The organism is Amycolatopsis australiensis, from assembly GCF_900119165.1.
GTDB classification, from domain to species: Bacteria; Actinomycetota; Actinomycetes; order Mycobacteriales; family Pseudonocardiaceae; genus Amycolatopsis; species Amycolatopsis australiensis.
Genome location: NZ_FPJG01000006.1, coordinates 1,898,832 through 1,925,672, shown reverse-complemented (window position 1 = coordinate 1,925,672; position 26,841 = coordinate 1,898,832). Strand labels below are relative to the sequence as shown.

Sequence of the window (26,841 nt, the reverse complement as noted above, 5' to 3'; positions counted from 1 at the left end):
CACGGGCCGGCGGCGCCTGCGGGTTCCGCAGGTAGCCACGTGTTCACGCGAGGAAACACTGGGGCCTCGCTGCACACCGCCCCGCTGGGGTATGAAGAATGCCCCTCTACGCTAGTCGAGAAACGTGTGTTCGCGCAGCGGTGACGTTGCTCCTGGGGCCTGCTTTGGGACCAGGTTCACACGGTGGCCGCCATATCGGCGGACGTGGGCGGCTCGGCCCCGCTGCGCGACACCGTGATCGACGCCGCTTTCGCCGCGAATTCCAGCGCCTCCCGCCACGCGCCGGCGTCGAGGGAGGCCAGGTCGGCGACCTCGCGGGTGTGCAGCCAGGCCAGCAGCGCGCCCTGCACGGTGTCGCCGGCGCCGATCGTGTCGACCACCGTCACCTTCCGCGACGGCACGTGGGCCAGCTCACCTGCGGCGGTGATCACCGCGATCCCGTCCGCGCCCCGGGTGAGCACGACGGCGTCCACACCGGACTCGATCCACGTCTTCGCCGCGGCCACCGGGTCGGCGCCCTCGGTGAGCCACGCGGCGTCGTCGTCGGAGATCTTCAGCAGCCGGACGTCCGGCAGCCAGGACGCGAACCGGGCGCGGTAGGCGGCCGGGTCGGTGATCAGCGCCTCGCGGATGTTGGGGTCGAGGACGGTCAGCGCGCCGCGGGCCGCCTCGCGCCGCAGCATCGCCTCGTACGCCGACGCGCCGGGCTCGAGGACCATGCCGAGGGTGCCGAGTGAGAGCGCCGTCACGTGCTCCGGAAGCGGTCCCGGGTCGGCGACGAGCCGGTCGGCCGTGCCCTCGACGTAGAACGTGTAGCGCGCGGCGCCCTTCGCGTCGAGCGCCACGACGGCGAGCGTCGTCGGCTCATCGCCGCGCTGTAGCAGCGAGGTGTCGACGGCCGAAGCGTGCAGGCGCTCGACCATCGCGTCACCGAAGCGGTCGGTCGAGACGCGCGAGAGGAACGCCGTCGGCACGCCGAGCCGGCCGGCGGCCAGCGCGACGTTGTACGGCCCGCCGCCCAGCCGCGGCAGCAGTGCGCGCAACCCACCGTCCACAGTGGAATCCAGAGGGTCGCCGGGAACCAGGTCGACCAGAGCTTCTCCGCCTACGACGATCACGCCGGGAGTTTAATTGACCCCGCGCTGACAATTCCTGTCCGCTATTTGTTCAGTCCGCCGAGCAGCAGTTCCCCCAAAGCGGTGAACGCCTCGGCGTCGGACACGTCGGTCCGCCGTCCGAGCACCCCGGTCTGGATGCCTTCGATGATCAGGCCGGTCATTTCGGCCACGAGCCGGGCGTGGACGTCGCGGAAGACACCGTCGGCGACACCCTTGTCGATGAACTCCCGGAGCCGGCGGGCGGCGAACCGGCTGTTGACCTGGTAGGCCTCACGCGCGGGCCCGAAGTCGGCGAGGTCGCGCATGAAGGCCGCCGACGCCCGGTTCAAGTGCTCGGAGACGCCGGCCAGGTACTCGCCGATGAGCTTGCGGGCGTCGTCGATCCCGGCGATGCGCTCCTCGATCCGCTCCGCGGCGCCCCGGAAGAAGTGGGTCACGACCTTGACGGCGAGCTGCTCCTTGCTGGGCGCGAGCGCGTACAGCGTCGACTTCGAGCAGCGCAGGCGGCCGGCCAGCTCGTCGAGGGTGAACTCGGCGAAGCCCTCGGCGAGGAAGAGCGCCTCCAGGTCGGCGAGCAGGGCGCGCTGGCGCGCGGTCGGCCGTCGGCGGGGTTCGGGACGCATCGGCTCACTATCTCCTACGTTTCCGCGCCATCCCAGTACTCGATACTGTACTCTAGTCGAGCCCAGAGTACTGTTTCCAGTACCGCTTTGGAGGACAAAGATGCCCGCCGAACGCCTGCTGCCCGATTCCGACGCCGCGGACCTGGTCGCGCTGGCCAGGGAGATCGCCCGGGACGAGCTGGCGCCGCGAGCATCGGCCGCCGAGGAAGCCGAGCAGTTCCCGCGCGAGCAGTTCCGCCTGCTCGGCAAGTCCGGGCTGCTGGGCCTGCCGTACCCGGAGCGCTGGGGCGGCGGCGACGTGCCGTACGAGGTCTACCTGCAGGTCCTCGAGGAGATCGCGACGGCGTGGATGACGGTCGGCGTCGGCCTGTCCGTGCACACGATGTCCTGCTACGCGCTCGCGCAGTACGGCACGGACGAGCAGCGTGACCAGTGGCTGCCGGACATGCTCGAAGGCGACCTGCTGGGCGCGTACGCCCTCTCGGAGACCCACGCGGGCTCGGACGCGGCCGCCCTCTCGACGCGCGCGCGGCTGGATGGCGCGGACTACGTCGTGAACGGCACCAAGGCGTGGATCACGCACGCGGGTGTCGCGGACTTCTACACGACGATGGTGCGCACGGGCGAGCAGGAGATCTCGTGCCTGCTGGTGGACGGCGCCACGGAGGGTCTTTCGGCAGCTCCCCGGGAGCGCAAGATGGGCCTCACCGGCTCGCCGACGGCCCAGGTCGTCTTCGAGAACGCTCGGGTCCCGGCGGCCCGGCGGCTGGGCGAGCCCGGAGCGGGACTGCGCATCGCGCTGTCGTCGCTGAGCTCCGGCCGGCTCGGGATCGCGGCGTGCGCGGTCGGCCTCGCGCAGGCCGCGCTGGACGAAGCCGTGGCGTACGCGAAGGGCCGGTCGCAGTTCGGCCGCCCGATCATCGACTTCCAGGGCATCGAATTCCTCCTCGCCGACATGGCCGCGACGGTCGAGACGTCCCGGGCGATGTACCTGGACGCCGCCCGCCGCCGCGACCGCGGGCTGCCGTTCCAGCGCCAGGCGTCGATCGCGAAGCTGGTGGCGACCGACGGGGCGATGAAGGTGACGACGGACGCGGTCCAGGTCCTCGGCGGGGCCGGCTACACGCGGGACTTCCCGGTGGAGCGGTACCTGCGGGAGGCGAAGGTGCCGCAGATCTTCGAAGGCACGAACCAGATCCAGCGGCTGGTCATCGCGCGCGAGCTGAAGCAGGCGTAACCCGGTCGAGCGAGGGCTGTCCCCCGCATGTGACGGATACGGTGGCTGGATGCCCGGTCACCTGCTGACCACCGAGGAGTACGCCGCGCTCGGCGCCACCGACTTCGGTTTCACCGAGCTGATGGAGGGCCGCGTCGTGACGTCGCCCGGCTCCGGGCGGACGCACGACCTGGCCGCGTGCCTGCTGGCCGGCCGGCTCGAACGGCAGCTGCCGCTCGGGCTCGCGTTCGTCCTCCACACCGACCTGGACCTGCGGCTGGCGCCGCCCGGAGAACCCGGCTTCGTCCGCCGGCCGGACCTGATGGTCTTCGAGCGGGCCGCGATCGGCCGCGCGGACGGCCTGCTGCGGGCCGACGACGTCGTCCTGGTGGCGGAGATCGTGTCGCCGGGCTCGAAGCGCACCGACTACCGGGTGAAGCACGACGAGTACGCCGACGCGGGCATCCCGCACTACTGGATCGTCGACCTCGGCGAGCCGGTCTCGCTGGTCGCCTGCCACCAGGCCGGCACTTCGGGCTACCGGGACGCCCCGGCGGTCACCGGCACCTTCACCACCGACGTCCCGTTCCCGGTCGAGCTCGACCTCGGCACGCTGCGGCCCTGAACAGACGGGTGGCACGCCGGAACCGCCCGGTCACCGGCGTGCCACCCGAAACTCAGCGGGCTTCGCGGTAGCGGCGGTCCTTGGCCACGCCCTCGCCCAGCGACTCGTCGAAGTGGTAGACCTCGTCACCCCGGACGAACACCCGCAGCGCGCGGTTCATCACGTCGAGCGGATCGCCCGACCACAGCACGACGTCGGCGTCCAGGCCCGGCTTCAGCGACCCGATCCGCTCGTCCAGGCCCAGCATCGACGCCGGGTTGACGGTCAGCGCGCGCAGGGCGGTCGCCGGGTCGAGACCGTCCTTCACCGCCAGGGCCGCCTGGTACACCAGGAAGTTGATCGGGATCACCGGGTGGTCCGTCGTGATCGCGATCTTGACGCCGGCCCGGGCCAGGATGCCGGCCGAGCGCAGCGTCCGGTTGCGCAGCTCGACCTTGGACTTCGTGGTGAACAGCGGCCCGAGGATGACCGGCACCTGGCGCTCGGCGAGCAGGTCGGCGATCAGGTGGCCCTCGGTGCCGTGGTTGATGACGAGCTTGTAGCCGAACTCGTCGGCCAGCCGCAGCGCCGTCACGATGTCGTCGGCGCGGTGGACGTGCTGGTCCCAGTACAGCTCGCCGTCGAGGACCTTCGACAGCGTCTCCAGCGTCAGGTCGACCTCGTGCGGCTTGCCCTCGGACTCCGCGTGCGCGCGCTTCGCCTGGTAGTTGCGGGCCTTGGTGAAGGCCTCGCGCAGGATGGCCGCGACGCCGAGCCGCGTCGACGGCGTCTGCTTCTTGTCGCCGTACACGCGCTTCGGGTTCTCGCCGAGCGCGCTCTTCACGCTGACCTGCTCGGCGAACGTCATGTCGAGGATGCTGCGGCCCCAGGTCTTGACGCCGATGGTCTGGCCGCCGATCGGGTTGCCGGACCCCGGCTTGATGACGACGCTGGTGACGCCGCCGGCCAGCGCGTCGTCGAAGCCGGGCTCGTACGGGTCGATGCCGTCGACGGCGCGGAAGCGGGCGCCGTTCGGGTCGGTCATCTCGTTGGTGTCGTTGCCGGCCCAGCCTTCGCCGTCCTCGTGGACGCCGAGGTGCGCGTGGGCGTCGATGAAGCCGGGCAGCACCCAGGTGCCGGCCGCGTCGACGAGTTCGGCGTCCTCCGGGATGTCGACGTCGGCCTCGGTCCCGACGGCGACGATCTTGCCGCCGTCGATGAGAACCGTGCCGCCGTCGATGGGTTCACCGTCGATGGGGACGACATAGCCCCCGACAATTGCCTTCGCCATAGTTCGCCACGCTAACGAACTCGCCCGGGCGGCCGACAGCGGGGTTCGGCTGGGAAGCAGCAGCTCTACGCCGGCGCGGCCTTCGGTGACCTACGCAGCGCGTTGCAGTGTCAGCACTTCGCCCGCGTCGGCGACGCTCAGGCGAAGCGGCTTCACGAAACCCGGATGCCCCAGCTGCCCGACCACGACGCCGACGGCTCCAGCTCGATCAGGTCCGTGCCCGTGTTGAGCGCGTCCGCCGGGCACGTCATCGGCTCGATCGCCACCGCGCGGCCGCGGCCGACCAGGTCATCCGGCGTGAACACCTGCGCCCAGCGGAAGTCCGGGCCGGTCCAGACCAGCAGCCGCTGGTCCGCGTGGCTCAGGACGATGTGGTGCCTGCCGTCTTCGGCCGCCGACAGGCCGCCGAACGCCGTGTCCAGGTCGACGCCCGCCAGCACCCGGCCGCCGCGGAAGTCGTACTCGGTGCCTTCGACGTCCTGCTCCGGCGCGTACGGCATCTGCTTGTCGCCGTCGTACGGCCGGACGCGGCTCGCCGGCAGCGTCAGGGTCAGCTCGTCGGTCGGGACGTCGCCGATCCGGAAGTACGGGTGCGTGCCGACCCCGACGCCGATCGGCTGCTCGCCCTCGTTGCGGATCTCGTGGGTGACGGTCAGCTCCCGCGGCGCGAGCTCGTAGGTGACGGTGGCCCGCAGCGGCACCGGCCAACCCGGCTGCACCTCGACGTCGACGGCCAGGGTGATCGACGATTCGGCGTGCTCCAGCAGCTCCCACTCGAGGTGGCGGGTCAGGCCGTGGATGGCGTTGCCGCGCGCCTCCTCGGTGATCTCGAGCTGCTGGTCTTCACCCTGGAACGTCCACTTCCCGCCCTTGGTCCGGTTCGGCCAGGGCAGCAGCACCTGCCCGGCGCCCTTCGGCGGCTTCGCGTCTTCGGGGAACTCCTCGACGTACGGCACTCCGCCGACTTCGAACGCTCGCAGCCCGGCACCGATCTCGGTGACGACGGCGCGCGCGTTGCCGCGGGTGATTTCGAACTGCTGACCGGTGGGGTTGCCCATGCCGAGGACTTTACCGATCCACAAATAACTAGACCGGTCGTCATAGTTGGGTTACAGTCGGCGCCATGGTCCGTCGCACCGACACGCGGCAGCGGATGCTCGACACCGCCGCCGACCTGTTCCACTCGCAGGGCTACCACGCCACCGGCCTCACCCAGCTCACCACGGCCGGGGGCGCGCCGAAGGGGTCGCTGTACTTCCACTTCCCCGGCGGCAAGGAGCAGCTCGCCGCCGAGGCCGTCCGGCTGTCGAGCGAGCGCACCGGCGCCCTGCTCGAAGCGATCCTGCGGGACGCGCCCGACGCGCCGGCCGCGATCGACCGCGCGGTCGGCGCGCTGGCGGACTTCCTGACGGAGTCGGACTTCCAGCGGGGCTGCCCGATTGCGACGGTCGCGCTCGACGCCGCCGCGGCGAGCGAGCCGATCCGGGAAGCCTGCGCCGACGGCTATTCGTCGTGGCACGGCATCCTCGCGGCCTACTTCGCCACCCAGCGGCTGTCCGCCGAGCACGCGGACGAGCTGGCCACCGTGGTGCTCGCCGCGATCGAAGGCGGGCTGCTGCTGGCCCGCACCCGCCGGGACGTCGCGCCGCTGCGCGCCGTCGCCGCCCACTTGCACGCCACCCTCGACCGGGAGCTCTCCTGATGCGCGTCCACCACCTCAACTGCGGCACGATGCGGCCGCTCGGCGGCAAGCTGGTCGACGGGCGGCCGGGCCTGTTCCGCCGGGCCACCATGGTCTGCCACTGCCTGCTCCTCGAAACGGACACCGGCCTGGTGCTCGTCGAAACCGGCATGGGCACGCCGGCCGCGGTCGACCGGAACGCCTGGCTCGGCGCCGGGTTCGTCCGCCAGTCCAACCCGATCGCCGATCCGGCGCAGACGGCGATCGCGCAGATCCGCGCGCTCGGGTTCGACCCGGCGGACGTCCGCGACATCGTGCTGACCCACCTCGACCTCGACCACGCCGGCGGGCTGATCGACTTCCCGTGGGCGCGCGTGCACGTCTACGCCGAAGAGCTGCGGGCGTTCACCGAACCGCGCGACGCCGCCGAGCGCGGCCGCTACCGCCGGATCCAGTTCGCACACGGTCCACAGTGGACGTCCTATGCGGACACCGGCGAACCGTGGTTCGGGTTCGGCGCCGTCCGGCAGCTCGACGGCCTGCCGCCGGAGATCCTGCTCGTCCCGCTCGCCGGGCACACGCGCGGGCACGCCGGCGTCGCCGTCGACACCGGCAGCGGCTGGCTGCTCAACGCCGGTGACTCGTACTTCTTCCACGGCCAGGTCGACCCGGCCGCGCCGCACTGCCCGCCGGGCCTGAAGTGGTTCGAGGGCCGCGTGGAGACGGTGAAGCGGGCCCGGCTGGACAATCACCGCCGTGTGCGCGAGCTTGTTCAGGAGCACGGCGACGAGGTGAGCGTCTTCGCCGCGCACGACGAGACCGAGTTCCGCCGGCTGAGCTCCAGGAGCAGGGTATGAAGGTCCACCACCTGAACTGCGGCACCATGCGGCCCGCGGGCGGCAAGCTGCTCGACGGCGAGCCCGGCCTGCTGCGGCGGGCCGAACTGGTCGCGCACTGCCTGCTCGTCGAGACCGGCGACAGCCTGGTGCTGGTCGACACCGGGTTCGGCACCCAGGCCGTGGCGCGGCCCGGCGAGTGGCTGGGCCGTCCGTTCATGGCGATGGTCGGCGCCCGGGTCGAGGCGGCCGAGACGGCCATCGCGCAGATCCGCGCGCTCGGTCTCGACCCGGCCGACGTCCGGCACGTCGTGGCGACACACCTCGACGTCGACCACGCGGGCGGCCTGGCCGATTTCCCGAACGCCGTCGTGCACGTCCGCGCGGGGGAGCACCGCGCGGCGACGTCGCCGGCGAACGCGGCCGAGAAGAACCGCTACCGCGCGATCCAGTTCGCGCACCGCCCGCTGTGGAGCACGTACGACGAGACGGGCGAGCCGTGGTTCGGCTTCGAGGCGGTCCGCTCGCTGAAGGCCTGCCGGAGGAGATCCTGCTGGTGCCGCTCACGGGCCACACGCGCGGCCACACGGGCGTCGCGCTCGACACCGGCGACGGCTGGCTGCTGCACGCGGGCGACGCGTACTTCTTCCACGGCCAGCTGAACCCGGTGACCCCGCACTGCCCGCCGGGCATGACGGCGTTCCAGAACCTGGTCCAGGCCGATCGCCCGGCCCGGCTGGCGAACCTGGCCCGGCTGCAGGAGCTGGCACGCCAGCACCAGGACGAGGTGACGGTCTTCTCGGCGCACAGCCCGGTCGAGCTGGCGGCGCTGCGCCGGTGATCACCGGAACCGGATGATCTTCCGGCGCATCGAACCTTCGGACGACAGGGAGGTTCGGACGTGGCGAGGACCCGGTGGTGCGCGGTGTGGATGGGCACGCTGGCCGTGCTGATGACAGCGTGCGGGAGCGATCCGGCTCCGCACCCGACCGAGGCCCCGGCGGCGGAAGCGGCGCCGCTGGAGCTCTCCGGCATCGTGCTGCTGCAGCACGAGGGCGAAACGGGACTGGACGAGATCGCCTTCGCCGACCCGGCCACCGGTGCGGTCAAGACGGTCCTGCCGCTGCCGGGCCGGGACACGTCGCTGACCCGGTTCAGCGGCCCGGCCACGAAGCTCGACGTCGTCTCGCCGGACGGGCAATACGCCACGCTGGAGACCGACGAGGGAGTCGACGTCTTCAAGCTCAACCCGGCCGACCGGCGCTACGAGCGCACCGCATCCGTCCCCGCGCCGGAGCGGTCGATGAGCGAAAAGGCGTCTCGGTTCCGGAACCCGCGGTTCGGCCCGGCCGGGCCGAAGCTGTTCTTCGACGACGGCGCCGCGGTGTACTCCGTCGACTACCGGCAGCCCGGGACACCGGTCAAGGAAGCCGAGATCGTGCCGAACGGCTTCTTCGACCAGCACGTCCGGGACTGGTGGCTCGGCCCGCGGAACGAGGTGCTGACCTGGCGCGACGCCCACCGCACCGGCGACGGGACGGCGTACCTGACCGACTCGTCGGGCGCGATCGCCTACGCGGTCTACGAAACGCCGGGAGCCACCTACAACTTCGTCACGACGCTCGACGCGGCGACGGTGCTGCTGTCGGCGGTCACCGGCACCGACGAACACGGCGCGCTGCTGCAGCTGCACTTCGACGGCGACACGGCACGAGCGGTCAAGCTCGTCGACCGGTCGGAGCCGCGGATCGCCAAGACCGCGGCCTCGCCGGACAAGGCGACGGTGCTCTACCAGACCGACCGGGGCGAGTGGTTCGCGTCGCCGACGACGCCGGGCGCGGTCGCGAGGCCGGCGCTGCCGCAGCTCCCGCCGGCCGGATCGCTGTCGGAACGGCGGCTCGTCGGCTGGGCGTGATCAGCTCGCGCCGAGCGCCGTCTTGACCAGCGGGGCCATCTGCTCGGCCGTCACCTTCGCCGGGCCCGTGTAGTTGATCAGCACCGGTGTCCCGGAGACCACTCCCGCCGAGACCAGCGTCGCGGTCTTCTGCTCGTCGACGTAGTAGACCGCGCCGTTCGGGAAGCCGGCGACGTCCTGTGCGCCCGCTTTCGCCTTCTTGATCGACGCCACCATGTCCGCGGGCTTGATCTGGCTGGCCTCGTACCGGGTGACCGCGAGCGCGCCCGCGGCCGTGCCGTTCTGCCGGTACTCGCAGCTGCGAGCCTTGCCGCCGTTGGCCGCGTTGTCGCGGACCGGGCCGGGACCGGCCTGGACGTTGTCGAGGGACAGCGCCTTCGACACGGCGGCCGCGGGCAGCAGCTTGCACGGGTCGAGCGAGGCCGCGTTCGTACTCGGCTTCGGCGCCGGCGAGGGCTTTGACGACGAGGGCGCCTTCGACGGCTCGTCACCCGACGAGCAGGCGGTCAACGCGGCGAAAGCGACCAAAACGACGGCGAGAGTACGCATATCGGGCACCCTAGCCCGAACGGCCTAAGCAGTCGGCGCCCGGTACCGCCAGAACGCGGGGAGCAGGAACATCGACGCGCACACCGACACGATGACCAGCAGGCCGCCGACGCTGGCGGCGGCCGTCGTGCCGAAGGCGGCCGCGCCCCAGCCGTGGACGAGGTCGGCGATCCGGGGACCGCCGGCGACCACGACCGTGAACACGCCTTGGAGCCGTCCGCGCATCTCGTCGGTGGTCGCGACCTGCAGGATCGCCATCCGGTAGACGGCGCTGACCATGTCGGCCGCGCCGGCCGCCGCCATGAACAGGACCGCGAGCCACAGCGAGTGCGCGAGCCCGAACGCCGCCACGGCCGCGCCCCACGCGCAGATCGAGACGACGACCGCGACCCCCTGGCGGTGGATGCGCGTCAGCCAGCCGGAGAACAGGCCGATGATCATCGCGCCGGCGGGCAGGGCGGCGTAGAGCCAGCCGAGCGCGGGGCCGCCGCCGGGCGGGTCGCCGAACGTGCGCTCGGCCATCTCCGGGATCAGCGCCCGCGGCATGCCGAAGACCATCGCGATGATGTCGACGACGAAGGAGGCGAGCAGGACCTTCTGCGTCGAGAGGTACCTGAAGCCGTCGATGACGTCGCTGACGCCGGCGCGGCGCGAGGGGCCGTTGAGCGGCGGGATCGGCGGCAGCCGCCAGACGGCGAGGAGGGTGATGGTGAGGGCGACGACGTCGATCAGGTAGAGCGTCGAGAGGCCGAGGACGGGGATGAGGGCTCCGGCGAGCAGCGGCCCGAAGACGGCACCGAAGGTGGACATGGTGGAGCTGAGCGCGTTCGCCGACGGCAGCAGTTCGGGCGGCACGAGCCGGGCGACGACGGCACCGCGCGTCGGCATGTTGATCGCGAAGAGCGCCTGGTTGACGGCGAGCAGGGCGAGCACGAGCCAGACGGAGCCGAAGTTCAGGAAGGCCTGCAGCCAGAGGAGGGCGGAGGTGACGGCGACGAGGACGTTGGTGACGATGAGCAGCTTCCGCCGGTCGACGGCATCGGCGACGGCCCCGCCCCAGAGCCCGAAGACGAGAAGCGGGACGAGCGCGACGAGCCCGGTGAGGCCGACGTAGGCGGAGGACCCGGTGAGGTCGAAAACCTGCTTCGGCACGGCGACGGCGGTCAGCTGCGTCCCGACGGCGGTGACCACAGTGGACAGCCAGAGCCGCCGGAAAGCGGGGATCTTGAGCGGCCGGGTGTCGACGATGATGCGGCCGAGGAGTTTGCGCAGGCCCGAGCGAGGTGGCAGGGTCCCCGGTTCACCAGTCACAACGAACGAGTTTAGCTCGGCTAACTATCTCCGGTCGCGTGATTTACCTCGCCCCGGAAAGCGCCCCAATGCGGCCTTCGGTGCGTCAGACGCAACCAAGGCGGCCTTCGGTGCGTCAGACGCAACCAAGGCCGCCTTGGGGCGCTTTGGACTCAGGGGGCGACGCGCTCGATGTGCCAGCCGTCGTCGGTCCGGACGTAGCGGAGGCGGTCGTGCATCCGGTCCTCGCGGCCCTGCCAGAACTCCACCATGTCCGGCCGGATGCGCCAGCCGCCCCAGTGCGGCGGGGCCGGGATCCGCTCCACGTCCGCGAAGCGGCGCTCGATCCCGTGCAGCGCGTTGTCCAACGCGCGCCGGCCGTCGACCACCCGGGACTGCGGGGACGCCCACGCTCCCAGCTGGGAGCCGCGGGGCCGCTGGGCCCAGTACTCCGCCGTCTCCTTGACGCCGACCTTCTCCACCTCGCCGCGGACGTGGACCTGGCGGTGCAGCGGGTACCAGGGGAACGTCACCGACGCGTAGCGGGTCGCGGTCAGATCGTGGCTCTTCGCCGACGTGTAGTTCGTGTAGAACACCACGCCGCGCTCGTCGAGGCCCTTGCACAGCACCGTGCGGGACGACGGCCTGCCTTCGGCGTCCGCCGTCGCCAGCACCATCGCGTTCGGTTCGGCGATGCCCGCCGCCACGGCCTGGTTCAGCCAGCCCTGCAGCTGATCGGTCCAGGTGGCCGCCAGCGCGGATTCGTCGAACGCGGCTCCGTCGTACGCGACGCGCATTCCGGGCAGGCGTACCACGGCGTCTTCCACCTGGTCCTCGATCTCCGGCGTCATCGCCAAACCTCCACGCCCGGTCGGGGCATCAGTCGACTTCGGCTCTAGGCACGTTAGGGCCTTCCGAGCTGCGGCGGAACCCACTGAACGGTGACACCCGCCACCCCTTCGCCGCCACCGGGCCGTAACCGCTGGACAACAAGCCGTAACCCGCGCGTTACCCGCCGGACCAGGATCGATACAGGACGCACCTACCTTCGGCCCGTTCCCCACCACCCCGGAGGCAGGCATGACCGAGACCCTGTCCAACGCCGGAGAAAGCGCTCCGCCGAAACGCCGGTACGCCCCGCTCGCGGCGAACGAAAACCGCGAGGACTACTCGCTGCGCTTCGCCGCCCATTCGTTCCGGAAATGGTCGCCGTTCGTGGTCGCGACGACGGCGCTGGGCGGCATCGCCTACCTCGCCGACTTCGCGATCGGCGCCAGCATCGTCCTCTCCTACGGCTTCACCTCCGGCCTGCTCGCGATCCTCGCCGCGGCCGTCGTCATCTTCGTGACCGGCGTGCCCATCGCGGCCGCCTGCGCGAAGTCCGGAGTGGACATGGACCTGCTGACCCGCGGGGCCGGCTTCGGCTACTTCGGGTCGACGCTGACGTCGCTCGTGTACGCCAGCTTCACCGTCATCTTCTTCTCGCTCGAAGGCTCGATCATGGGCCAGGCCTTCGAGCTGGCCCTCGGCATCCCGCTGCCGGTCGGTTACCTGCTGGCCACGCTGATCGTGCTGCCGTTCGCGCTCTACGGCATGGGCGCGGTGGCGAAGATGCAGACCTGGACGCAGCCGCTGTGGATCGCCGGCCTGGTGCTGCCGTTCGTCGTCGTGCTGGTGCGGGAGCCGGGCAAGTTCGCGGAATTCACCCACTTCGGGGGTACCGACGGCGCCGGCGCCGGGTTCTCCGCGGTCGGGTTCGGCTTCGGGATGGGTGTCGCGCTGTCGCTGATCGGGCAGATCGGCGAGCAGGCCGACTACCTGCGGTTCATGCCGGAGAAGACGGCGGCGAACAAGCGGTCGTGGTGGGCCGCGGTGCTCGCCGCCGGCCCCGGCTGGGTGATCCTCGGCGCCGCGAAGCAGCTCGGCGGCGCGCTGCTGGCCTTCCTCGCGCTCGGCGTGGTCGGGAAGACGCACGCGCTCGAGCCGATCGCGCCGTACCTCGAAGCGGTGAAACCCGCGCTCGGGCCGGCGGCGCTGACGTTCGCCGCGCTGTTCGTCGTCGTCTCGCAGATCAAGATCAACACGACGAACGCGTACTCCGGATCGCTGTCGTTCGCGAACTTCTTCTCCCGCGTGCTGCACCGCCATCCGGGCCGGGCCTGGTACGTGCTGGTCAACTGCGGGATCGCGCTCGCGCTGATGGAGTTCGGCGCGTTCGGCTTCCTGAACAAGATCCTCGGCTTCTACTCGAACGTCGCGATCGCGTGGATCGGCGCGGTCTGCGCGGACCTGGTGATCGCGAAGCCGCTCGGGCTCTCGCCGCGCCACATCGAGTTCAAGCGGGCCTACCTGCACAAGATCAACCCGGTCGGGTTCGGCTCGATGCTGGTCGCCTCGGCGGTGTCGATCGTGGCGTACTTCGGCGCGTTCGGTCCGGTCCTGGCCGCGTTCAGCCCGCTGCTGGCGCTGGTCATCGCGATCGTGGGCGTGCCGGCGCTCGCCGTGGCCACGCGCGGCAAGTACTACCTGGCCCGGCCGAACACGGTCGCCGTCCCGGGGGCCGATCTCCGCGCGACGCACACCTGCTCGGCCTGCGGCGACCCGTACGAGCTGCCGGACGTCGCGGACTGCGCGAAGCAGGACGGCCCGATCTGCTCGCTGTGCTGCACCCTCGACAGGACCTGCCACGACATGTGCCAGGAGTCAGGCCCGGTCGAGCTCGGGTTGCCGGCGGTCCGCACCGCGTGACGTCCGTGAAGACCCTTTCCCGGCGCCCGCCGGGAAAGGGCCTTCACGCGAGCCGGCCTCCCCCCTGGTCCCCCTCCCGGCTCGACTCCTTCACGTCCGGGAGCGCGCCGGGGTTGCCCGGGATTTCCGAGATCTTTTCCGGCCGCATGACGGCCGCCAGCATCAGCGCGCGCAGCTCCGCGCCGACGTCCTCCACCGGCAGCGGCGGCTCGTGCGCCTGCCACTCGCGCAGCAGCCCGGTGGCCGCGCCGACCAGGGCGATCGCCGTCAGCCGGTAGTCCCGGTCGGGGGCGACGCCGCGCGCGGCCGCGCGGCGCGCCTCGGTCGCGATGAACGTCGCCCACCGGTCGACCCACACCTGGTGCTGCTGCTCCAGCTCCGCGCTGACGCCGACGGCTTCGACGTAGTTGAGGCGCGGCAGCCGGGGGTCGACGGTGACCGTGTCGATGAAGACGTCCAGCAGGGTGGCGATGCGGGTCATGGCGTCGGCGTCGGCGACCTTGTCGAGCGCGGCGGTGACCTGCTCCAGCGCGAGGCTGTTGATCCGGTCGTGGAGGGTGCGGAGCACGTCCTCCTTCCCGGTGAACTCCTCGTAGAAGTTGCGCGTCGACACCCCGGCGCGGGCGCACACCTCGGTGATCTTCGTGTGCCGGAACCCAGCCGAGGTGAACAGCTCGAGGCCGGCCGCGAGCAGCCGCTCCCGCCGGTCGGCGCGGCGCTGCTCGGGTGCGACGCCGCCGTAGGTGCGAGCCACCGGTTGTCTCCTCCTCCTGAGGGATTGCCAGATCCTACCGGGCTGGCTACGTTGTGAAAACTTCGATTACCACACAGCCGGAGGCAACGATGCTTCGTCGGTTACTGGTCGCCGTCGCCCTGCTTTCCGTGGTGACCGCCCCCGCGGCGCACGCGGATCCCGGAACACTGCTGGAACAGCAGCCGGCGACGGTGTTCGTCGGCCCGTTCCCGGCGCCGGTCAGGGCGTGGCACCTGCTGTACCGCTCGACGTCGGCGACCGGCACGCCGGACACGGTCTCCGGGACGCTGCTGGTGCCACCGGCACCGTGGCTGCGCGGCGGCCCGCGCCCGCTGGTCTCGTACGCGGTGGGCACGCACGGGCTCGGCGACCGGTGCGCGCCATCGAACCTCCTCGCGCACGGCGTCGAAAACGAGAGCGCGCTGCTGGCCCAGGCGTTGTCGCAGGGCTGGGCGGTCGTCGTCACGGACTACGAAGGGCTCGGCACGCCGGGGACGCACACGTACGCGGTCGGGCAGTCGGAAGGCCGGGCGGTGCTCGACGCGGCGCGTGCCGCGGTCCAGGTGCCCGGCGCCGGCCTGTCGCCGTCCGGTCCGGTGGGCGTGTTCGGGTACTCGCAGGGTGGCCAGGCCGCGGCGTGGGCGGCCGAGCTGCAGGCGACGTACGCCCCTTCGGTGCACGTGGTCGGCGTCGCGGCGGGCGGGGTGCCGGCGGATCTGGAGACGGTGTTCCGCGCCAACGACGGCGGGCCGGCGTTCGGCCTGGTCCTCGGCGCGGCGACGGGCTTCGCGGCGGCGTACGACGACGTGCCGTTCGCGTCGATCCTGAACGACCGCGGCCGGGCGGCGGTGGCGAAGGTGTCCCAGGCGTGCACGATCGAGCTGGGCGCGGCGGCGCCGTTCGCGCACCTGCGGGACTTCGTGACGGTGCCCGACCCGATCCACGAGCCGCACTGGCAGGCCCGGCTGACGGAGAACTACCTGGGCACGGTGGCCCCGAAGGTCCCGGTGTACCTGTACCACGGGACGCTGGACGAGCTGATCCCGTTCAGCGTCGGCGCGGGCCTGCGTGACCGCTGGAAGTCACTGGGCGCGGACGTGACGTGGCAGGAGTTCCCGCTGCTGGAGCACATCGCTGGGGTGTCGATCGGCGGCCCGGCGGCGATGACCTGGCTGGGCACGAAGTTCTGAAGGCCGGAACTGTCGGTGCCCCCCGGTAGCGTGGAAAACGGGGGCTGCTCAGAACGGGGCCAGCGCCGTGACCGCGTCCGGGGCCAGGGATGTGGTGAGGGTGCCGCCCGCGGCGAGGGGGCTGCGGGACCACCACTCACCGGAGGCCGCCGGCAGCTCCGGGCCGCCGACCACCAGGTCCGTCGCCAGCACCCGGCGGCCCGCCAGCACCGCCGCACTCCCGTCCAGGGCCGACCCGATCGGCAGTGTCTGGCGCAGCACCGGCACCGAACCCCGCGTGACCGACAGGGAAGTCGTCAGCGAGCCCGGCCGTTCCCCGGCCCGTCCCAGCACCAGCACTTCCCGCGTGTGCAGGAAGGCGTCCGACGCCAGCGCGGCCCGGAAGACCGCCGTGTGCCGGGCTCGTGCCGTGACCACCGTCGGCTCGGGCAGGAACTCCAGCGAGCCGCCCGCCTCCACCGTGACGTCCACAGTGGACACGGACGGTTCGCCGTGCAGGCCGGGCAGGGCCAGCGTCGCCGCGACGCCGGAGAGGCGCAGCGAAGCACCCGGGCCGACGTGCACGGACAGCAGCAGCTCGTCGCCGCCCAGCGGCGAGGTCGCCGAGTTGACCAGGTGCACCACCGCCGTCGAGCCGCGGCCACGCCGCGGGAACAGCGTCAACGGCGCCATCGACCGCAGCTCCCGCAGCACCGTGCGTGAGCCGTCGAAGCACGCCGTCAGCCGCGCGTGAGCCTTCACAGCAGGGAGCGGACCCAGTCCGCGACCGCCGGCGCGTCCGGAGTGTCCACAAGGGACTGGGTGATCACCGGCAGCGAGCCCCGCATCCGGTGCGCGTCCGACGTCATCACGGCCATGTCCGCGCCGACCAGGTGGGCGATGTCGGTCTTGTTGATCACCAGCAGGTCGGCGGTCGTGACGCCGGGGCCGCCTTTGCGCGGCACCTTGTCCCCGCCGGCGACGTCCACCACGAAGATCTGGCTGTCGGCCAGCCCGCGGCTGAACACCGCCGTCAGGTTGTCGCCGCCGCTTTCGATGATCACCAGGTCCAGCCCGGGGAACTTCTCCTCCAGCCGCTCGACGGCGTCGAGGTTGGCGGTGATGTCGTCGCGGATCGCGGTGTGCGGGCACGCGCCGGTCTGCACCGCCTCGATCCGCGCCGGGTCGAGCACGCCCGCGCGGCGCAGGAAGTCCGCGTCCTCGGTCGTGTAGATGTCATTGGTGACGACGGCGAGGTCGACCTCGTCGCCCAGCGCCCGGCAGAGCGCCGCGGTCAGCGCCGTCTTGCCGGAGCCGACCGGGCCGCCGATGCCGATCCGGTACGCGCGGCCCGCGGTCGGCGCCGCGTCGTAGTGGTCGGGTTCGGCGGCCGTGGGGTCGAAGCTGACCTCGTGGAAGTGGCCGTGACCGTGTTCAGCTGGCAAAGAGACGCACCTCTTCCTGGTGGTGCCGGGCGTGTGCCTCGGCGAACAGATCCAACGCGGGCGACCCCGGCGACGGCAGCGCCGCCGGATCGTCTCCCGCGACAGCGGCGGCCTCCGCACAAACCGAGTGCAGGTCGAGCCGGGCCACGACCGCGTTGACGGCGAAGGGATCCAGCCCCAGCAGCCGCACGGCCGCGCTCGCGGGTCCGCTGACCGACAGGTAGGCCGCGGCCATCGCGGCGTCGTACGGCGAGCCGCCCGCGACGCCGACCAGCGCGCCCAGCACGATCGGGTGGTGCGGCCGTGGAGTCTCGGTCAGCAACGCGTCGAGCACCGGTGACGGCCACGCGATCCGCCCGGCCCGCGCGGTCCCGCGGCCCTGCGCCCGGGAAGCCTCTCGTTGCGCAAGCGAAGGAGTGCGCGCATCCAGCTCACTGTCCAACAGCGACCAGTTCCCCTCCGTGACAGCCGCGTGCGCCGAAGCCGACGCGAAAACCGCCGCCAGGGAACCCGCCGTCCGCAACCGTCCGGAAAGGAACCCCGGCAGGTCGCGCACGGAGGTCACGATGCGGCGGGCGACGACCTCCTCCAGCCCGCCACTGTGGACGTGGCCGCCGCCGGGGAAGCGGGAGTCCGCGAGGATCAGCGCCGAGAGGTCCATCAGAACAGGAAGTACCTTTGCGCCATCGGCAGTTCCGTCACCGGCTGCGGCTCGATCAGCTCGCCGTCGACGTGCACGGCGAAACTGTCCGGCTCGACGCGGACGTCCGGAGTGGCGTCGTTGAGCACCATGTCGGCCTTGGTCCGCGCGCGCATGTCCGACACCGCGACGAGCGGCCGCGTGATGCCGAACGTCTCGCGCAACCCACTGTCCAAAGCGGATGGTGCGACGAAGTGCAGGCTCAGCGCGGACCCGATCGACGCGCCGAACATCGGCCGGGCGAGCACCGGCTGCGGCGTCGGGATGGACGCGTTCGCGTCGCCCATCGCCGCCCACGCCGGGAATCCGCCCTTCAGCACGACGTGCGGGCGGACGCCGAAGAACTTCGGCTCCCACAGCACCAGGTCGGCGAGCTTGCCGACCTCGACCGAGCCGATCTCGGTCTCCATGCCGTGCGCGATGGCCGGGTTGATCGTGTACTTGGCGACGTAACGACGAGCGCGCAGGTTGTCGGCCGCGCCGTCGCCGGGCAGCGCGCCGCGACGGCGTTTCATCACGTGCGCGGTCTGCCACGTCCGGATGATGACCTCGCCGATCCGGCCCATCGCCTGCGAGTCCGAGCTCATCATCGAAATCGCGCCCATGTCGTGCAGCACGTCCTCGGCGGCGATCGTCGACGGCCGGATCCGGCTCTCGGCGAAGGCGAGGTCCTCGGGCACCGACGGGTTGAGGTGGTGGCAGACGACCAGCATGTCGAGGTGCTCGTCGAGCGTGTTGGCGGTGTGCGGCCGCGTCGGGTTGGTCGAGGACGGCAGCACGTTCGGCAACGAGACGACCTCGATGATGTCCGGCGCGTGCCCGCCACCGGCACCTTCGGTGTGGTACGCGTTGATCGAGCGCCCGCCGATCGCGTCCACGGTGGACTCCAGGAAGCCCGCTTCGTTCAGCGTGTCGGTGTGGATAGCCACCTGGACGCCGGCTTCGTCGGCCACCGTCAGGCAGGCGTCGATCGCCGCGGGTGTGCTGCCCCAGTCCTCGTGGAGCTTGAACCCGCCCGCGCCCGCCGCGAGCTGCTCGCGCAACGCGTCGTGCCGGACGGTGTTTCCCTTGCCCAGCAACAGGACGTTGACCGGATAACCGTCCATGGCGGACAGCATCCGGCCGAGGTTCCACGCGCCGGGTGTGACGGTGGTGGCCTTCGTGCCCTCGTTCGGACCGGTACCGCCACCGACCAAAGTGGTCAGCCCGGCGGCCAGCGCCGTGTCGACGAGCTGCGGGCAGATGAAGTGGACGTGGCAGTCGATGCCGCCGGCGGTGAGGATCTTGCCGTTGCCGGACAGCACCTCCGTCGACGGGCCGATGACGAGTGCGGGGTCGACGCCGTCCATCGTGTCCGGGTTGCCCGCCTTGCCGATGCCGGCGATCCGGCCGTCGCGCACGCCGACGTCGGCCTTGACCACGCCCCAGTGGTCGAGGATCACCGCGCCGGTGATGACCAGGTCGGGCGCGCCCTCGGCGCGGGTGGCCGTGCCCTGGCCCATGGACTCGCGAATGACCTTGCCGCCGCCGAAGAGCACTTCGTCGCCGGAGCCGCCGGGCCCCATCGAACGGTCCTCGGTGACTTCGATGAGCAGGTCGGTGTCGGCGAGCCGGATCCGGTCGCCGGTGGTCGGGCCGAACAGCTCGGCGTAGCGCTCACGGTCGATCTGCGGCATCTAGAACTCCCCGGCGAACTCGGACCGCAGGCCCGGCACGCGGCGGGCGCCGACGAGCGGAACGAGATCGACTTCCCGCTCCACGCCGGGCTCGAACCGCACCGACGTCCCCGCCGGGACGTCCAGCCGGTGGCCGCGGGCGGCGTCCCGGTCGAACTCGAGACCCGGGTTGACGGCCGCGAAATGGTAGTGCGAGCCGACCTGCACCGGCCGATCGCCGAGGTTGCGGACCAGGAGCCGGACGCGCGCGCGGCCGGGGTTCAGCTCGACCGGCTCGTCGCCGGGGATGATTTCGCCAGGGCGCATCCGGGACCTCTCAGACGATCGGGTCGTGCACGGTGACGAGCTTCGTGCCGTCCGGGAAAGTGGCTTCGACCTGCACGGAGTCGACCATCTCCGGCACGCCGTCGAGTACCTGCGCCCGCGAGAGCACGGTCCGGCCGCTCGCGACCAGCTCGCTCACCGTCCGCCCGTCACGGGCACCTTCGAGGACGTGGTCGGTGATCAGCGCCACCGCCTCCGGGTAGTTGAGCCGGACGCCGCGGTCCAGCCGCTTCCGCGCGACGTCGGCCGCCACGTGGATGAGCAGCTTGTCGCGCTCCTGCGGGCTGAGGTGCATCCGCTAGGTCTATCACCCGGACCACGCCGCCGCCCGGTTCGGAAACACAGGTTTTACCTGGGCCTCGTCACACTGCGTGGTGAAGATTCTCCTGTTCGTCGGCCTCGGTGACTGAATCGTTCTCGTAATCGTGACCGAAACCACCGCTTCTTTCGATTGCCCCCCGGCGGCCGAGGGAGCAAGGTCTATCCATCCGTGCGATGGTGCGCGCTTTCCGTGCGCTATTCCGTCCGCGCGAGCACCACCACCAAGACGGGGAAAAAAAGCGCACCGAAAGGTTCCGCGAAACAGTGACTACCTCCACGATCAGCAAGCCACAGCCGTCCGGCCAACCCGACGACGGCTTCCGACCGGGTCTGGAGGGCGTCGTCGCCTTCCACACCGAAATCGCCGAGCCCGACCGCGACGGCGGCGCGCTGCGCTATCGCGGTGTCGACATCGAGGACCTCGCCGGCAAGGTGACCTTCGGTGACGTATGGGGCCTTCTCGTGGACGGCCGGTTCGGTCACGGCCTGCCGCCCGCCGAGCCGTTCCCGCTGCCGGTGCACACCGGGGACGTGCGGGTCGACGTCCAGGCCGCGCTGGCCATGCTCGCGCCGATCTGGGGCTACCGGCCGCTGCTCGACATCACCGACGAAGAGGCCCGCGAGCAGCTGGCCCGCGCCTCGGTGATGGCCCTGTCCTACGTCGCGCAGTCGGCGCGGGGCATCGGCCAGCCGGCCGTGCCGCAGGCCCGCGTCGACGAGGCCCGGTCGATCACCGAGCGGTTCCTCGTCCGCTGGCGCGGCGAGCCGGACCCGGCGCACGTCAAGGCGCTGGACGCCTACTGGGTGTCGGCCGCCGAGCACGGCCTCAACGCGTCCACGTTCACCGCTCGCGTCATCGCGTCCACCGGCGCCGACGTGGCGGCCGCGCTGTCGGGCGCCATCGGCGCGATGTCGGGCCCGCTGCACGGCGGCGCCCCAGCCCGGGTGCTGCCGATGATCGAAGAGGTCGAACGCACGGGTGACCCCGAGGGCCTGGTCAAGGGCATCCTCGACCGCAAGGAGCGCCTGATGGGCTTCGGTCACCGCGTCTACCGGGCCGAGGACCCGCGGGCGCGCGTGCTGCGCCGGACCTGCCAGGAGCTGGGCGCGACCCGCTACGAGGCGGCCGCCGCGCTGGAGCAGGCGGCGCTGAAGGAGCTGCGCGAGCGGCGTCCGGACCACCCGATCGAGACGAACGTCGAGTTCTGGGCCGCGGTGATCCTGGACTTCGCGCAGGTCCCGCCGCACATGATGCCCGCGATGTTCAGCTCGGCCCGCACGGCGGGCTGGGCCGCGCACATCCTGGAGCAGAAGAAGACCGGACGCCTGGTGCGGCCGTCGGCCAAGTACGTCGGCCCGGCGCCGCGCAGCCCCGAGGACGTCGAGGGCTGGGAGCTGGTCACCAAGCACTGACGCCGGTCACGAGCCGGCCGGCACGGGACCGGCCGGCTCGTGGCGCGCGGTCGCGGCGAGCATGGCGGTGAGCTGGTCGACGAGCCAGCCGTCCAGGTCCTCGCGCGCGATGCCGCGTTCCTGCAGCCAGCTCAGCAGTGCTCCTTCGACGACCGCCGTCCAGCAGCGCAGGGTCAGCGACAGCAGCGGCGACGGGTCCGTGACGCCCAGCGCGTCCAGGATCAGGGCCACCGCGTGGTTGCGGACCTCGTCGATCGCCGCGTCCGTTTCCGACGTGGCGATGACGGATCCGCTGCGCAGCAAGGCGATGTAGCCCGCCCGGTAGTGGCCGGCGACGTCGACCAGGCCGCGGACGGCCGCGCGCAGCCGCGCCTCCGGCGGCCCCTCCGCCAGCCCGGCCAAGCCGTCGATGAGCCCGTCGGTGACCGTGCGCAGGGCCTGGACCTGCAGCTCGCGCAGGCTCGGGAAGTACCGGTAGAACAACGGCCGCGACACCTCGGCGCGCGCGACGATGTCGTCCACCGTCACCAGCTCCGGCGCCCGCGAGCCGAACAGGTCGAGCGCGGCGCGGATCAGGTCGTCGCGGCGCGCCTGCGGCGACATCCGGCGCGGACGGCGCTCGGTCACGACGGCCGGCCGGCGCGCAGCGCTTCGCTCTCGACGCCGGTTTCGGCGTACTCGATCAGCTCCGCGGCCGCCTGGGCCACGACCGCCGGGCGGGCGCGGGTCACCCAGTGCGTCCCGGCGATCCGGCGGATCCGCAGGTCCGGCACCCAGCGGGCGATCTCCGTCTGCAGCGGGGCGGTGACGTAGGCGTCGCCTGCCGGGGCCAGCACCTGCACCGGGACGTCCGCCGGGCGGGGCGCGGGGCGCGAGAGCCGGGTGAACATGTTCGCGCGGTAGAGCTGGAGCCCGTACAGGCCGTCGGAACGCTCCGGCGGCGCCGCGTCCGGTTCCATCCGCTGGATCTGCTTGCCCATCAGGCCGGTGCGCCACAGCAGATCCGGGATCAGCGGCACCTGGAACGCGAGGATGTACCACGAGTGCAGGAACTGGCTCAGCGCGTTCTTGAGCCGTCGCGGCGTCGGGTGGCGCAGCTGCGCGCGGAACCACGCGCCGGCGTGGTCGAGACTCGGGCCGGAGATCGACGTGTAGGAGGCGATCCGGCCGCGCAGGCCGTCGCCGGTCACGGCGTGCCAGGCCTGGATCGATCCCCAGTCGTGGGCGACGAGGTGGACCTTGCCCTCCGGGCGCACCTCGTCGACGACCGCCCGCAGGTCGTCGGCCAGCTGGTCCAGCCGGTAGGACGCGCGTCCCGGCGGCTTGCCCGACCGTCCCGCGCCGCGGACGTCGTAGGTGACGACGCGGTGTTTCGCGGCCAGCTCGGCGGCTACCCCGGCCCACATCGAGCTGTTGTCGGGGTAGCCGTGCACGAGCACGACCGTCGGTCCCTCATCGCGGCCTTCGACGGTGACGGAGAGCCGGACGCCGTCGGTGGCGGTGACCCACTTGTGAGACATTCTGTCATATTAGACAGTCTGTCAACAGCTCCGGTTCACCCGCGCGGCGGTTCCGCGCCGCCCGATGTTCAGGTTTTCGCTTGTATGACACCGTTTTCGTGGTTCCACGGGAAACCACGGCCGCGCCTGTCCATCGAACGGTGGACACCGGGATTCAGCTGAGCGTCGCTCCCGTTCGGTCTCCCGGACGGCCAGGCTGGAGCCATGACCACAGCAGTGAGCGTGCGCGGCCTGCGCAAGCAGTACCCCGGCCACCTCGCGGTGGCCGGGCTGGACCTGGACATCGCGCCGGGCGAAGTGTTCTCCCTGCTCGGCCCGAACGGCGCCGGCAAGACCACCACCGTCGAGATCCTCGAAGGACACCGGCAGCGCACGTCCGGTGAGGTCACCGTGCTCGGGGCGGACCCGGGGAAGGCCGGGCGCGCCTGGCGGTCCCGCATCGGGATCGTCCTGCAGACCGCCAACGACGCCGCCGAGCTGAGCGTCGCCGAGACCGTCCGGCACTTCGCTAACTACTACCCCGACCCGCGCGACCCCGACGAAGTCATCGAGAAGGTCGGGCTCACCGAGAAGGCCAGGGCGCGGGTCAAGTCGCTTTCCGGCGGCCAGCGCCGCCGTGTCGACGTCGCGCTCGGCATCATCGGCCGGCCCGAACTGCTCTTCCTCGACGAGCCGACCACCGGCTTCGACCCCGAGGCGCGGCGGCAGTTCTGGACCCTCATCAGCGACCTCGCCGCCGAAGGCACCACGATCCTGCTGACCACCCACTACCTCGACGAGGCCGAAGCGCTCGCCGACCGCGTCGCGGTGATCGCGCGCGGCGAGATCGTCGCGCAGGACACGCCGCGGAACCTCGGCGGCCGGGCCGCCGCCGAAGCCACCGTCCGCTGGTCCGACGAACGCGGCGAGCACGTCGAACGCACGGCCTACCCGACCAAGCTCGTCAACGAGCTGTCCGCCGGTGGCCGGGAGCTGGGCGGGCTCACGGTGACCCGGCCGAGCCTGGAGGACGTCTACCTGGACCTGATCGGAGACAAGGCATGACCACTGCGGCACCCGTGGCCCTCCCTGGCCCGCCGGCGCTCGGGCTCGCCCGCGGTGGCGCCGAGCTGCGGCAGTTCTTCCGCCACAAGGAACAGGTGGTCTTCACCTTCTCGCTGCCCGCGGTCCTGATGATCCTGCTCGGGTCCATCCTGGACGGTCCGACGGCGCTGGCCGGCGTCACGTCCGGGCAGCTGCTGGCGGCCGGGATGATCGGCTCCGGCATCGTCTCGACGTCGTTCAACAGCATCGCCACCGGCGTGGCGGGCGACCGGGAGACCGGGGCGCTCAAACGCCTCCGCGGCACGCCGATGCCGCCCGCGTCGTACTTCGTCGGGAAGATGGTCCTGGTCGCCGTGTCCAGCCTCGCGCAGACCGTGCTGATGGCCGCGGTCGCCGTGCTGCTGTTCGGGCTGAAGCTGCCGAGCGACCCGGCGAAGTGGCTGACGCTGCTGTGGGTGTTCACGCTCGGGATCGTCTCGTGCACGCTGCTCGGCATCGCGGTCAGCTCGCTGGCGAAGTCGACGAACGGCGCCGTGGCCATCGTCCAGATGCTGTACCTGGTGCTGCAGTTCATCTCCGGCGTGTTCGTCTCCCCCATCACGAACCTGCCGAAAGTTATGGTGGACGTCGCGTCGTTCTTCCCGCTGAAGTGGATCTGCCAGGGGTTCCGGTCGGTGTTCCTGCCGGACGGCGCCGTGAGGATGGAGATGGCCGGGGCATGGGAACTTCCGCGGGTGGCGCTGGTGCTGGGGATCTGGTGCGTGGCGGGCGCGGTGCTCGCGCGGCTGACGTTCCGGTGGACCGACGCGAAGTGAGCGACGCCTGGGACCGGTTCAACTGGCTCTGGGAGATCCTCTTCGCCGTGGCCTACCTGGCCACGACCACGCTGGTGCTGCTGGACGAGCCCGACCCGCTGCGCGCCGGCGTCGCGGCCGGGGCGCTGACCGCGCTCGCGCTGGCCTACCTGGGCTGGGGCCGGCGGATCGTGCGCGACGACGGGCACGTCCGGCAGCGGTGGGCGCTCGCGGTGGTGGTGCTGGCACTGGTCGCCGTCGCGGTGTTCGCCAACACGGCGGCCAGCTTCATCCTCTTCATGGTGTGCCCGCTGCTGTTCTCGACGCTCGAGTTCCGCCCGGCCGCGGTGTGCACCACGGTGGCGATCCTGCTGAGCCCGCTCTCGTCGGCGGTCACCAACGGGTTCACCGGCCCGACGCTGCACATCCTGCTGCCGATGACGGCGATCCTCGTCGTGTTCGGCATCCTGGCGGGCAAGTTCATCATGCACGTCATCGACGAGAGCCGGGCGCGGGCCGGCCTGATCGCCGAGCTGGAGGCCAGCCAGGCCGAGGTCGCGCGGCTGTCCAGGGAGGCGGGCACCGCGGCCGAGCGCGAGCGGCTCGCGCGCGAGATCCACGACACGCTCGCGCAGGGGTTCACCAGCATCGTCACGCTGGCGCAGGCCATCGAGTCCGAAGTGGACAGCGACCCGGCCGCGGCGCGGCGGCACGCCGGGCTGGCCGCCCGTACCGCGCGCGACAACCTCACCGAGGCGCGCGCGATGGTCGCCGCGCTGGCCCCGGCCGACCTGACCGCGGGATCGCTCGTCGACGCCGTCCGCCGCCAGGCCGACCGGCTCGCCGACGAGACCGGCCTCGCGGTCCGGTACGAAGTGGGCGGTTCACTGCCCGCGCTCGCGATGGCGAGCGAAGTGGTGCTGCTGCGCGGGGCGCAGGAGGCACTGGCGAACGTCCGGCGGCACGCGGCCGCGTCGTCGGTGTCGGTGCGGCTGTCCGTTGTGGACGACGCGGTCCGGCTGTCCGTCCGCGACGACGGCGCCGGCTTCGACCCGGACCGGGCCGACGGGTTCGGCCTGCGCGGCATGCGGTCCCGCGCCGAGCAGGTGGGTGGCAGACTGAGCGTCCGGAGCGGCCGCAGCGGCACCGAACTCACCCTGGAGGTGCCGGCTTGATCCGCATCATGCTCGTCGACGACCACCCGGTCGTCCGCGAGGGCCTGCGCGGCATGCTCGAAGCCGAGCCCGACCTGACGGTGGTCGGTGAAGCGGGCTCGGGCGACGAAGCCGTCGCGCTAGACCGCGTCGCGCGGCCGGACGTCGTGCTGATGGACCTGCGGATGCCGGGCCTCGACGGCGTCGGCGCGACGAGACGGATCCTGCGCGCGCAGCCGGCGCGGCGGATCGTGGTGCTCACGACGTACGAAACGGACGCCGACATCCTGCGCGCGGTGGAGGCGGGCGCGTCGGGCTACCTGCTGAAGGACGCGTCCCGCGCGGAGCTGGCGAACGCGATCCGCGCGGCGGCCCGCGGCGAGACGGTGCTGGCGCCGTCGGTGGCCGGGAAGCTGGTCAACCGGGTCCGCAACCCGGAACCGCAGCCGCTGTCGGCCCGCGAGGTCGAGGTGCTGCGGCTGGTCGCGAAGGGCGGCACGAACGCCGACATCGGCCGCGCACTGCACATCAGCGAGGCGACGGTGAAGACCCACCTGCTGCGGGTGTTCGCCAAGCTCGGCGTCTCCGACCGCACGGCCGCGGTCACGACGGCCATGGCGAGGAACCTGCTCGGCTGAGCCCCGGGACCTGCTGCG

At 71.8% G+C, this 26,841-nt stretch carries 27 protein-coding genes and 2 pseudogenes; 13 read left to right on the top strand and 16 right to left on the bottom strand.

Translation table 11 applies throughout. The features are described from left to right. Positions 1-176: 176 nt before the first annotated feature. Both BT341_RS10550 and BT341_RS10545 read right to left on the bottom strand, forming a co-directional pair. Positions 177-1,118 (bottom strand): carbohydrate kinase family protein, encoded by a 942-nt coding sequence (locus BT341_RS10550; RefSeq protein WP_072476104.1) that lies wholly within the window; start codon positions 1,116-1,118, stop codon positions 177-179. 41 nt (positions 1,119-1,159) lie between these two features. Next, positions 1,160-1,741, bottom strand: coding sequence for a TetR/AcrR family transcriptional regulator (locus BT341_RS10545; protein ID WP_072476103.1), 582 nt, complete (start codon positions 1,739-1,741; stop codon positions 1,160-1,162). 100 nt (positions 1,742-1,841) lie between these two features. Here BT341_RS10545 and BT341_RS10540 point away from each other — a divergent pair, with 100 nt between their 5' ends. Both BT341_RS10540 and BT341_RS10535 read left to right on the top strand, forming a co-directional pair. Then, positions 1,842-2,978, top strand: coding sequence for an acyl-CoA dehydrogenase family protein (locus BT341_RS10540; RefSeq protein WP_072476102.1), 1,137 nt, complete (start codon positions 1,842-1,844; stop codon positions 2,976-2,978). A gap of 49 nt (positions 2,979-3,027) precedes the next feature. Beyond that, complete coding sequence (locus BT341_RS10535; protein ID WP_072476101.1) at positions 3,028-3,582, top strand: Uma2 family endonuclease; 555 nt, start codon at positions 3,028-3,030, stop codon at positions 3,580-3,582. 52 nt (positions 3,583-3,634) lie between these two features. On the opposite strand, the gene BT341_RS10530 is transcribed toward BT341_RS10535, so the two are convergent. Together BT341_RS10530 and BT341_RS10520 are read right to left on the bottom strand one after the other, a co-directional pair. Then, positions 3,635-4,852 (bottom strand): amidohydrolase, encoded by a 1,218-nt coding sequence (locus BT341_RS10530; RefSeq protein ID WP_072476100.1) that lies wholly within the window; start codon positions 4,850-4,852, stop codon positions 3,635-3,637. Positions 4,853-5,004: 152 nt separating this feature from the next. Next, positions 5,005-5,910 carry an aldose 1-epimerase family protein gene (locus tag BT341_RS10520; protein ID WP_072476099.1) on the bottom strand — a complete coding sequence of 302 codons (906 nt, stop codon included), beginning with the start codon at positions 5,908-5,910 and terminating at the stop codon, positions 5,005-5,007. A gap of 65 nt (positions 5,911-5,975) precedes the next feature. On the opposite strand from BT341_RS10520, the gene BT341_RS10515 reads away from it, so the two are divergent. From BT341_RS10515 to BT341_RS10500, 4 genes and pseudogenes are all read left to right on the top strand, one after another. After that, positions 5,976-6,554, top strand: a complete 579-nt coding sequence (locus tag BT341_RS10515; protein ID WP_072476098.1) for a TetR/AcrR family transcriptional regulator — start codon at positions 5,976-5,978, stop codon at positions 6,552-6,554. After that, on the top strand, positions 6,554-7,390 hold the full coding sequence (locus tag BT341_RS10510) for an MBL fold metallo-hydrolase (RefSeq protein ID WP_072476097.1): 837 nt from the start codon (positions 6,554-6,556) through the stop codon (positions 7,388-7,390). Before BT341_RS10515 ends, BT341_RS10510 begins: the two co-directional genes overlap by 1 nt. After that, positions 7,387-8,210 (top strand): annotated as a pseudogene (locus BT341_RS10505) (MBL fold metallo-hydrolase). Before BT341_RS10510 ends, BT341_RS10505 begins: the two are co-directional and overlap by 4 nt. Before the next feature lie 60 nt (positions 8,211-8,270). Then, complete coding sequence (locus BT341_RS10500; protein WP_143168519.1) at positions 8,271-9,284, top strand: hypothetical protein; 1,014 nt, start codon at positions 8,271-8,273, stop codon at positions 9,282-9,284. Here BT341_RS10500 and BT341_RS10495 read toward each other — a convergent pair whose 3' ends face one another. From BT341_RS10495 to pdxH, 3 genes are all read right to left on the bottom strand, one after another. After that, positions 9,285-9,833: a DUF3558 family protein gene (locus tag BT341_RS10495; RefSeq protein ID WP_072476095.1), complete on the bottom strand. Its 549-nt coding sequence runs from the start codon at positions 9,831-9,833 to the stop codon at positions 9,285-9,287. Positions 9,834-9,857: 24 nt separating this feature from the next. After that, on the bottom strand, positions 9,858-11,123 hold the full coding sequence (locus tag BT341_RS10490; protein WP_218177831.1) for an MFS transporter: 1,266 nt from the start codon (positions 11,121-11,123) through the stop codon (positions 9,858-9,860). A gap of 173 nt (positions 11,124-11,296) precedes the next feature. Beyond that, positions 11,297-11,974, bottom strand: a complete 678-nt coding sequence (gene pdxH / locus BT341_RS10485; RefSeq protein ID WP_072476094.1) for a pyridoxamine 5'-phosphate oxidase — start codon at positions 11,972-11,974, stop codon at positions 11,297-11,299. 229 nt (positions 11,975-12,203) lie between these two features. On the opposite strand from pdxH, the gene BT341_RS10480 reads away from it, so the two are divergent. Further along, positions 12,204-13,871, top strand: coding sequence for a purine-cytosine permease family protein (locus tag BT341_RS10480; RefSeq protein WP_072476093.1), 1,668 nt, complete (start codon positions 12,204-12,206; stop codon positions 13,869-13,871). Between the two features lie 43 nt (positions 13,872-13,914). On the opposite strand, the gene BT341_RS10475 is transcribed toward BT341_RS10480, so the two are convergent. Continuing rightward, the gene (locus BT341_RS10475) at positions 13,915-14,625 is read right to left on the bottom strand and encodes a TetR/AcrR family transcriptional regulator (protein ID WP_072476092.1); all 711 of its coding nucleotides are present in this window, start codon (positions 14,623-14,625) and stop codon (positions 13,915-13,917) included. 89 nt (positions 14,626-14,714) lie between these two features. Between BT341_RS10475 and BT341_RS10470 the strand changes: the two genes are divergently transcribed. Then, on the top strand, positions 14,715-15,815 hold the full coding sequence (locus tag BT341_RS10470) for a lipase family protein (RefSeq protein WP_072476091.1): 1,101 nt from the start codon (positions 14,715-14,717) through the stop codon (positions 15,813-15,815). Positions 15,816-15,863: 48 nt separating this feature from the next. Here BT341_RS10470 and BT341_RS10465 read toward each other — a convergent pair whose 3' ends face one another. The 6 genes from BT341_RS10465 to BT341_RS10440 are packed head-to-tail and all read right to left on the bottom strand — an operon-like array spanning position 15,864 to position 20,234. Further along, complete coding sequence (locus tag BT341_RS10465) at positions 15,864-16,556, bottom strand: urease accessory protein UreD (RefSeq protein WP_072476090.1); 693 nt, start codon at positions 16,554-16,556, stop codon at positions 15,864-15,866. Further along, entirely contained in the window at positions 16,553-17,239 is a 687-nt protein-coding gene (gene ureG / locus BT341_RS10460; protein WP_072476089.1) for an urease accessory protein UreG, read from the bottom strand. Before ureG ends, BT341_RS10465 begins: the two co-directional genes overlap by 4 nt. After that, positions 17,229-17,900, bottom strand: a complete 672-nt coding sequence (locus tag BT341_RS10455) for an urease accessory protein UreF (protein ID WP_072476088.1) — start codon at positions 17,898-17,900, stop codon at positions 17,229-17,231. The genes ureG and BT341_RS10455 overlap by 11 nt, the downstream gene beginning before the upstream one ends. Then, a complete protein-coding gene (locus BT341_RS10450) occupies positions 17,900-19,615 on the bottom strand; it encodes an urease subunit alpha (RefSeq protein WP_072476087.1) in 1,716 nt (571 codons plus the stop codon). The genes BT341_RS10455 and BT341_RS10450 overlap by 1 nt, the downstream gene beginning before the upstream one ends. Continuing rightward, the gene (locus BT341_RS10445; protein WP_072476086.1) at positions 19,616-19,921 is read right to left on the bottom strand and encodes an urease subunit beta; all 306 of its coding nucleotides are present in this window, start codon (positions 19,919-19,921) and stop codon (positions 19,616-19,618) included. A gap of 10 nt (positions 19,922-19,931) precedes the next feature. After that, positions 19,932-20,234 carry an urease subunit gamma gene (locus BT341_RS10440; protein ID WP_020641633.1) on the bottom strand — a complete coding sequence of 101 codons (303 nt, stop codon included), beginning with the start codon at positions 20,232-20,234 and terminating at the stop codon, positions 19,932-19,934. 290 nt (positions 20,235-20,524) lie between these two features. Between BT341_RS10440 and BT341_RS10435 the strand changes: the two genes are divergently transcribed. Continuing rightward, the gene (locus tag BT341_RS10435; protein WP_072476085.1) at positions 20,525-21,673 is read left to right on the top strand and encodes a citrate synthase 2; all 1,149 of its coding nucleotides are present in this window, start codon (positions 20,525-20,527) and stop codon (positions 21,671-21,673) included. Between the two features lie 6 nt (positions 21,674-21,679). On the opposite strand, the gene BT341_RS10430 is transcribed toward BT341_RS10435, so the two are convergent. Further along, a complete protein-coding gene (locus BT341_RS10430; RefSeq protein ID WP_072481887.1) occupies positions 21,680-22,276 on the bottom strand; it encodes a TetR/AcrR family transcriptional regulator in 597 nt (198 codons plus the stop codon). Positions 22,277-22,305: 29 nt separating this feature from the next. Beyond that, positions 22,306-23,193, bottom strand: a pseudogene (locus BT341_RS10425) (alpha/beta fold hydrolase); the annotation flags it as partial. A 204-nt stretch (positions 23,194-23,397) separates the two neighbouring features. Between BT341_RS10425 and BT341_RS10420 the strand changes: the two are divergent. The 4 genes from BT341_RS10420 to BT341_RS10405 are packed head-to-tail and all read left to right on the top strand — an operon-like array spanning position 23,398 to position 26,823. Beyond that, positions 23,398-24,237 carry an ABC transporter ATP-binding protein gene (locus BT341_RS10420; protein WP_143168518.1) on the top strand — a complete coding sequence of 280 codons (840 nt, stop codon included), beginning with the start codon at positions 23,398-23,400 and terminating at the stop codon, positions 24,235-24,237. Continuing rightward, positions 24,234-25,052: an ABC transporter permease gene (locus tag BT341_RS10415; protein ID WP_072476082.1), complete on the top strand. Its 819-nt coding sequence runs from the start codon at positions 24,234-24,236 to the stop codon at positions 25,050-25,052. The genes BT341_RS10420 and BT341_RS10415 overlap by 4 nt, the downstream gene beginning before the upstream one ends. Then, positions 25,049-26,206: a sensor histidine kinase gene (locus BT341_RS10410; protein ID WP_072476081.1), complete on the top strand. Its 1,158-nt coding sequence runs from the start codon at positions 25,049-25,051 to the stop codon at positions 26,204-26,206. The genes BT341_RS10415 and BT341_RS10410 overlap by 4 nt, the downstream gene beginning before the upstream one ends. Further along, positions 26,203-26,823 carry a response regulator gene (locus BT341_RS10405; protein ID WP_072476080.1) on the top strand — a complete coding sequence of 207 codons (621 nt, stop codon included), beginning with the start codon at positions 26,203-26,205 and terminating at the stop codon, positions 26,821-26,823. Before BT341_RS10410 ends, BT341_RS10405 begins: the two co-directional genes overlap by 4 nt. The last annotated feature ends 18 nt before the right edge of the window (positions 26,824-26,841 follow it).